This is a genomic window from Rhodococcus chondri, assembly GCF_036327435.1.
GTDB classification, from domain to species: domain Bacteria; phylum Actinomycetota; class Actinomycetes; order Mycobacteriales; family Mycobacteriaceae; genus Rhodococcus; species Rhodococcus chondri.
The window spans coordinates 1-7,281 of sequence record NZ_JAUZMZ010000212.1; the positions used below are offsets into that span (position 1 = coordinate 1).

The 7,281-nt window shown below is 69.1% G+C and carries 5 protein-coding genes; 4 read left to right on the forward strand and 1 reads right to left on the reverse strand.

Annotated features, from left to right (window positions below; translation table 11 throughout):
- The coding region (locus tag Q8814_RS23160) for a patatin-like phospholipase family protein (protein WP_330154321.1) at positions 1 to 767 on the forward strand (767 nt) is incomplete at its 5' end.
- Positions 768 to 802: 35 nt separating this feature from the next.
- Here the strand turns inward: Q8814_RS23160 and Q8814_RS23165 are convergent.
- A complete protein-coding gene (locus Q8814_RS23165) occupies positions 803 to 2,467 on the reverse strand; it encodes an alkaline phosphatase D family protein (RefSeq protein WP_330154322.1) in 1,665 nt (554 codons plus the stop codon).
- Positions 2,468 to 2,605: 138 nt separating this feature from the next.
- Here Q8814_RS23165 and Q8814_RS23170 point away from each other — a divergent pair, with 138 nt between their 5' ends.
- The 3 genes from Q8814_RS23170 to ruvX all read left to right on the forward strand — a co-directional run.
- Positions 2,606 to 4,018, forward strand: a complete 1,413-nt coding sequence (locus Q8814_RS23170; protein WP_330154323.1) for a replication-associated recombination protein A — start codon at positions 2,606 to 2,608, stop codon at positions 4,016 to 4,018.
- Between the two features lie 108 nt (positions 4,019 to 4,126).
- Positions 4,127 to 6,793: an alanine--tRNA ligase gene (gene alaS / locus Q8814_RS23175; RefSeq protein WP_330154324.1), complete on the forward strand. Its 2,667-nt coding sequence runs from the start codon at positions 4,127 to 4,129 to the stop codon at positions 6,791 to 6,793.
- A 3-nt stretch (positions 6,794 to 6,796) separates the two neighbouring features.
- A partial coding sequence (gene ruvX, locus Q8814_RS23180; protein ID WP_330154325.1) for a Holliday junction resolvase RuvX occupies positions 6,797 to 7,281 on the forward strand: 485 nt, incomplete at its 3' end.

Consider the following 7,281-nt stretch of genomic DNA (forward strand, 5'->3'; position numbering starts at 1 on the left):
CCGTCGCGACGACGTCCGTGGCCACCGGCGGGACGGTGGTGTTCGTGGAGAAGAACGACTCGGTGCCGCTGCCCGAGTACGACGTCCGCCGCAACATCACCTACGTCGAGACGACCCTGACCGTCGACCATCTGCTGGCGTCCTCGGCGGTGCCGATCTTGTTCCGGCCTATCCACGTCACCGATCGCTCCCCGCAGCACTCCGGCTGGTACATCGACGGCGGCTTGCTGCTCAACACGCCGATCAAGCCTGCGCTGGTACTCGGCGCGAACGACGTCGGCGTCGTGGCGACGCAGCCGCGGATGTGGCCCCCGCCGGAGTCCGCGCGCCCGGGCAAGCGCCGTCCGGCGCCTCCCGACGTGGCCGGTGTCGCGTCCCTGGCGCTGCGGGCGATGCTCGGGTATCGGATGATCGAAGATCTGCACACCCTCGAGTTCCGCAACGCCCGCATCGCCGAGACCCGTGCGGTGTCTCCCACCGACCGTCCCATCGGGATCGACTTCGCCGGTCCGCCGACCGGTCAGGCCGGGCGCATCGCCGAGATCGCGGAGGGTGTGGTTCGTTGCCGACCTGCCCTGCGGCGATTCCTGCGCAACCCCGCGCCGTCCGTCGTCGCCCGGTTGATCGGCGGTGACGACGAGGATCGCGGCGACCTCCTCAGTTTCCTGCTGTTCGACCCGGAATTCACCTGCGCGATCGCCGAACTGGGTCGCGAACACGGCGCCGAACCGAATGTGACACCGGATGTTTCCGTACTCCGGGCCTGATCGCGGCCTCTCCGCCCCGGCCTGCCGGTCGTGTGCTAGTCCAGCGGTGGCGCCGGCTCCACGCGGGCGCTGCCGTCGGCCACCCGCAGTCCCGTGGCGCGGCGCACACCGGTCGCCGGGTCGGCTTTGTTGGCGAGGTGGAACCAGTCCATCTGCACCGTGCCGCGTTCGACATCGAGCACGCCGTATCCGTGCGAGTCCAGCTCGACGTAGTGCACGTGCCGGTTGGTGGACTGCATCAGATTCTCGATCGAGGGCGACGCCGAGCGTGGCGGCACCCCCAGCATCTCGTCGATGTTCGCCGATGTCACCGAGGGCACCACGAACTCGGTGGCGACCGTGCCGGCACCGGGATATGCGGCCGCATCGGCGGGGATATCCATGCCCCACGATGTGTGGATGTCGCCGGTGAGGAACACGACGTTGCGTTTTCCGGCCGTGGTGATCGCGTCGAGCAGACGCTGCCGGTCGACGGGATAGCCGTCCCACTGATCGGTGCTGAAAGGTACACCCATCGACGGGATGCCGAGCAATTCGGTGAGCGCGCCGGTCGTCCGTTCGTCGAGCGGCGGCAGCAACAGCGGCGCGATCATCACGGAATTGCCCACCAGCTGCCACCGTGTCGGGGAACTGGTGAGTCCGGCGGTGAGCCAGGCCATCTGCTCGGCACCGGTGATGGTGCGGCTGTCGTCGTCGAGGGTGCGCCAGTCGGCGCCCGGCCGCGCCTGTTCGGTGCGGTAACTGCGCAGGTCCAGCATCGACAGTTCGGCGAGGTCGCCGAACCGCAGCCGCCGGTACAGGCGGGAGCCGTCCATGCGGACCGGCATCCACTCCGTGTAGGCCTGCACCGACGCGGCCTTACGCTGCGCCCAGTCGCCTTCGGTGGCGGGATCGTGGTTCTCGGCGCCACCGTTGTACGCGTCGTTGGCGGCTTCGTGGTCGTCCCAGACCACGATCCACGGCAACTGTGCGTGCAGTGCCTGCAGATCGGGGTCGGTCTTGTACTGGCCGTGCCGGATGCGGTAGTCGGCCGGACTGACGATCTCGTGCGCCGGTTCGTGTCTCCGCACCTCGGTGCCCACGGAAACCGGGTATTCGCCGGCCGCGTACTCGTACAGGTAGTCGCCGAGGTGCACGATCGCGAACAGATCGCCGCGCGCTGCCAGGTGACGGTATGCGCCGAAGAAGCCGCCTTCCCAGTTGGCGCACGACACCACTCCGAACCGCAGGCGGTCGAGAGAGGCGCCGGGCGCCGGGGCCGTGTGCGTGCGGCCCGTCGCCGACACTGCGCCGGCCGCGGTGAAGCGGTAGAAGTACGCGGTTGCCGGATCGAGTCCCGTGGCGTCGATCTTGACGGTGTGGTCGGAGGTGGCGCTCGCGGTGACCGATCCGGAGGCGACGATTTCGCGGAAGTCTTTGTCGCGAGCGATCTCCCACGCCACCGGGGTGTCCGGTCCGATGCCGGATCCCGGGATCGCGTCCGGGGTCGGGGTTACGCGCGTCCACAGAATGACGGCGTCGGGTAACGGATCACCCGACGCGACACCGTGCGCGAACATCACCGGCGCCGCGGCCGCCGGACGCGCAGTGGCCGCCGCGAACACCGTGGTGCCGGCGACCACCGCGCTCGAGCGGAGAACAGCGCGACGGGACAGGGGCGCAGAAGGCAGAGGTGGGACCACCCGCAGATCCGACCACATTTGCGGACGGATGTTCAATCGAATGGCCTGTGCGTGTCGGAAAAGTTCATCACCCGTTCGCTCCTGCCACCGGCCTCGTGCCACGTGCCCATGCAACCGAGGACGAACCGGTCGGTGCAGGGTTGTACCGTCGACGTGGTGAGTGATCTCTTCGGGGCGGACGACCCGTCCGCCGAGCCGGATGCGCTGTTCGAGGCGCCCCGCGACCCCGATCCGGAACCCGACACCGCGATTCGGCGGGCCCCCGTGGGACCGTCCGGACCGAACGCGCCGCTTGCCGCACGCATGCGCCCGGCCGGTCTCGACGAGGTGCTCGGCCAACAGCACCTGCTCGAGCCCGGCGCACCGCTTCGGCGGCTCGTCGAGGGCTCCGGTGCCGCCTCGGTCGTGTTGTATGGGCCGCCGGGAACCGGCAAAACTACCCTGGCGTCGCTGATCTCCGGCGCGACCGGTCGCCGCTTCGAGGCGCTGTCGGCGCTGTCGGCGGGCGTGAAGGACGTGCGCGCGGTCATCGATGTCGCCCGGCGCCGGCTCACCCATGGTGAGCAGACCGTGCTGTTCATCGACGAGGTGCACCGCTTCTCCAAGACCCAGCAGGACGCATTGCTCGCCGCGGTGGAAAACCGCATCGTGCTGCTGGTCGCCGCGACCACCGAGAATCCGTCGTTCTCCGTCGTCGCGCCGCTGCTGTCGCGGTCGCTGGTGCTGCAGTTGCAACCGCTCGGTCCCGGCGACATCCGGGCTCTGCTCGAGCGTGCCCGAACCGACTCCCGCGGGCTCGGCGCGACGGTCGGCATCACCGACGATGCGCTCGACCACCTCGTGCGGCTCGCCGGCGGCGATGCGCGCCGCGCCCTGACGGCACTGGAGGCCTCGGCCGAGACCGCGCTCGACCGGGCGGGGGACGGCGATGCCGTGATCGACCTGCCGACCGTCGAGTCGAGCATCGACAAGGCCGCCGTCCGCTACGACCGTGACGGCGATCAGCATTTCGACGTCGCAAGCGCGTTCATCAAGTCGCTGCGCGGCTCCGACGTCGACGCCGCCCTGCACTACCTGGCGCGGATGATCGTCGCGGGGGAGGACCCGCGCTTCATCGCGCGCCGGCTGATGATCCAGGCCAGCGAGGAGGTCGGCATGGCCGATCCCACCGCACTGCAGACCGCGGTGGCGGCGTCGCACGTGGTCCAGCAGGTCGGCATGCCGGAGGCGCAACTCGCGCTCGCCCAGGCCACGATCCACATTGCGACCGCACCCAAGTCCGGTGCCGTCACCTCCGCGCTCGGCGCTGCGATCGCCGACGTGAAGGCCGGCAAGGCGGGGCCGGTGCCGGCCCATCTGCGCGACGGGCACTATCAGGGGGCACAGAAACTCGGCAACGCGGTCGGCTACAAGTTTCCGCACGCGCACCCCGACGGAGTCCTCGCGCAGCAGTACCCGCCCGACGAACTCGTCGGGGCCGACTACTACCAGCCGACCACGCACGGTGTCGAACGGGAGCTGGCGTCGCGGGTGCCCAAGCTCCGCCGGATCGTGCGGGGGCAGCGCTAGCGGGCCAGCGGTCGCGGCGCGATAGGCTGAATGACGGCCGATTCATGCGATCGGCATGCCCTATGCCGGGGTAGTTCCGCAACCGTCACACGACAAAGGACCATCGACGTGCAGACCCACGAGATCCGCAGGCGCTTTCTCGACCACTTCGTGAAGGCCGGACACACCGAGGTGCCGAGCGCGTCGCTGATCCTCGCCGACCCGAATCTGCTGTTCGTCAACGCCGGCATGGTCCCGTTCGTGCCCTACTTCCTCGGGCAGCAGACCCCGCCCTACACGCGGGCGACGTCGGTGCAGAAGTGTGTGCGCACCCTCGACATCGAAGAGGTCGGCAAGACCACCCGGCACAACACCTTCTTCCAGATGGCCGGCAACTTCTCGTTCGGCGACTACTTCAAGGAAGAGGCCATCAGCCACGCGTGGTCGCTGCTCACCGGCTCCGTCGACGACGGCGGGTACGGAATCGATCCCGAAAAACTGTGGGCCACCGTCTATCTCGATGATGACGAGGCGTACTCCATCTGGCGCGACAAGGTCGGTGTCCCGCCCGAGCGCATCCAGCGCCGCGGCATGAAGGACAACTACTGGTCGATGGGCATCCCGGGTCCGTGCGGCCCGTGCTCGGAGATCTTCTACGACCGTGGCCCCGACTACGGCATCGAGGGCGGCCCCGAGGCCGACGAAGACCGCTACATCGAGATCTGGAATCTCGTGTTCATGCAGAACGAGCGCGGCGAGGGCACCTCGAAGGACGACTACCCGATCCTCGGGCCGCTGCCGAAGAAGAACATCGACACCGGCATGGGTGTCGAGCGCGTCGCGTTCCTGCTGCAGGGCGTCGAGAACGTCTACGAAACCGACCTGCTGCGGCCCGTCATCGACAAGGCCGCCGAACTCACCGGGGCTGCCTACGGCGCCGACCACGACAGCGACGTGCGCTTCCGTGTGATCGCCGATCACGCGCGCACCGCGGCGATGCTCATCGTCGACGGCGTCAATCCCGGCAACGACGGGCGCGGCTACGTGCTGCGCCGCCTGCTGCGCCGCATCGTGCGGTCGGCACGGCTCCTCGGCGCCGATCAGCCGACGATGGCCGAATTCATGGCCGTCGTCCGGGACACCATGGCGCCGTCCTACCCCGAGCTCGCCACCGATTTTTCCCGCATCGAAACCGTGGCGGTCGGCGAGGAAACAGCGTTCCTCAAGACCCTCGGGACCGGCAGCAAGCTGTTCGAAGGCGCTGTCGAGGCCGCCAAGGCGCAGGGCAAGCAGGTACTCGGCGGCACCGAGGCGTTCACCCTCCACGACACCTACGGATTCCCGATCGACCTGACCCTGGAAATGGCGTCCGAAGCCGGCCTGAGCGTCGACGAGGACGGGTTCCGCTCGCTCATGGCCGAGCAGCGCCAGCGTGCCAAGGATGACGCGCGCGCCCGCAAGCATGCGCACGCCGACCTGACCGTCTACAAGGAACTGCTCGACCGGGGCCCCACCGAGTTCACCGGTTTCAACGAACTGGTCAGCGAAGCGAACGTGCTGGCCGTCATCACCGGCGGCGAACGCCTGCACACGGCCACCGTCGGTCAGGACGTCGAACTGATCCTCGACCGCAGTCCGCTCTATGCGGAGGCCGGGGGCCAGATCGCCGATGTCGGCGTCATTACCGGGCCGGGCCTGAAGATCAAGGTCAACGACGTCCAGAAGATCGCCAAGCAGTTGTGGACCCACAAGGTCACCGTCGTCGAAGGGCAGGTCACCGAGGGTGACGCGGTGCTCGTGCAGGTCGATCCCGAATGGCGGAAGGGCGCGACTCAGGGTCACTCCGGCACCCATCTCGTGCATGCCGCGCTGCGGGAGGTCCTCGGGCCGAACGCCGTGCAGGCCGGCTCGCTCAACAAGCCCGGCTACCTGCGCTTCGATTTCTCCTGGCCGGGCGCGCTGTCGGAGCAGCAGAAGCAGGACATCGAAGGGGTCACCAACGAGGCCGTCGCCGCGAACTATCCGGTCAACACGTTCGTCACCGACCTCGACAGGGCCAAGAAGATGGGCGCGATGGCCCTGTTCGGCGAGAACTACGGCGACGAAGTTCGTGTCGTCGAGATCGGTGGCCCGTTCTCGATGGAACTGTGCGGTGGCACGCACGTGCAGCACTCGTCGCACGTCGGCACCGTCACCCTGCTCGGTGAGCAGTCCGTCGGCTCGGGGGTGCGGCGCGTCGAGGCCTACGTCGGGCTCGACTCGTACCGGCACCTCGCCAAGGAGCGTGCACTGCTCGCGGGTCTGTCGTCGACGCTGAAGGTGCCGTCCGAGGAAGTGCCCGGTCGCGTCGAAGCCCTTGTCGAGCGGCTCAAGGCCGCCGAGAAGGAACTCGAGAAGACCCGCGCCGCGTCGGTCGCCGCCGCCGCCGGCAACTACGCCGAGAAGGCGCAGCGCATCGGCGATCTGCTCGTGGTCGCCGAACCCGCCCCCGAAGGGGTGGCCGGCAACGCGCTGCGCACTCTGGTGTCGGACATCCGCGGCCGTCTCGGCAGCGAACCCGCCGTCGTGCTGTTGCTCGGCGACGCCGACGGCAAGGTGCCGTTCGTCGTGGCCACCAGCAAGGCCGCGCAGGGGATGGGCATCAAGGCCGGCGACCTGGTGTCGAGCTTCGGTCCCGCCATCGGCGGACGCGGCGGCGGCAAGCCCGACATGGCCCAGGGCTCCGGATCCGATCCGGCGGGGATCGCCGCCGCGCTCGCCGCGTTCCGTGCCCGCCTGGGCGAGCTGGCCGGCTGATCCGTGTCCGGCCATCCCGGTCCCGACCATTCAGGTCCCGACCATCCCGGTGTCGACGATCCCGGCCGCGGCCGCCGCATCGCCATCGACGTGGGCAGCGTGCGGATCGGGGTCGCCTCGTGCGATCCCGACTGCATCCTCGCGACACCGGTCGAAACCGTGCCGCGCTCGAAGGACCGCGGCCCCGACGCGCCCGATATCCGGCGCATTATCCAAATCGTTATGGAATACGAGGCGGTTGAGGTTATCGTCGGTCTGCCGCAGACGCTGCGCGGTGAGCCCGGGAAGGCTGCGAAACTGGCGAGCGACTTCGCGCGCCGGGTTCGGCGGCTCCTGCCCGACGTTCCCGTGCGCATGGCCGACGAACGCTTCACCACGGTCACTGCGGCGCGCGCCCTCCGCGAGAGCGGGGTCAGCGCGCGCGGTGCGCGGCCGGTCATCGACCAGGCCGCCGCCGTCGCGATCTTGCAGGGTTGGTTGGACGAGCG

What these genes read in the sequence shown, in the direction of transcription:
- Q8814_RS23165 (WP_330154322.1), bottom strand. Translation starts at nt 2,467, where the DNA reads ATGTGGTCGGATCTGCGGGTGGTCCCACCTCTGCCTTCTGCGCCCCTG.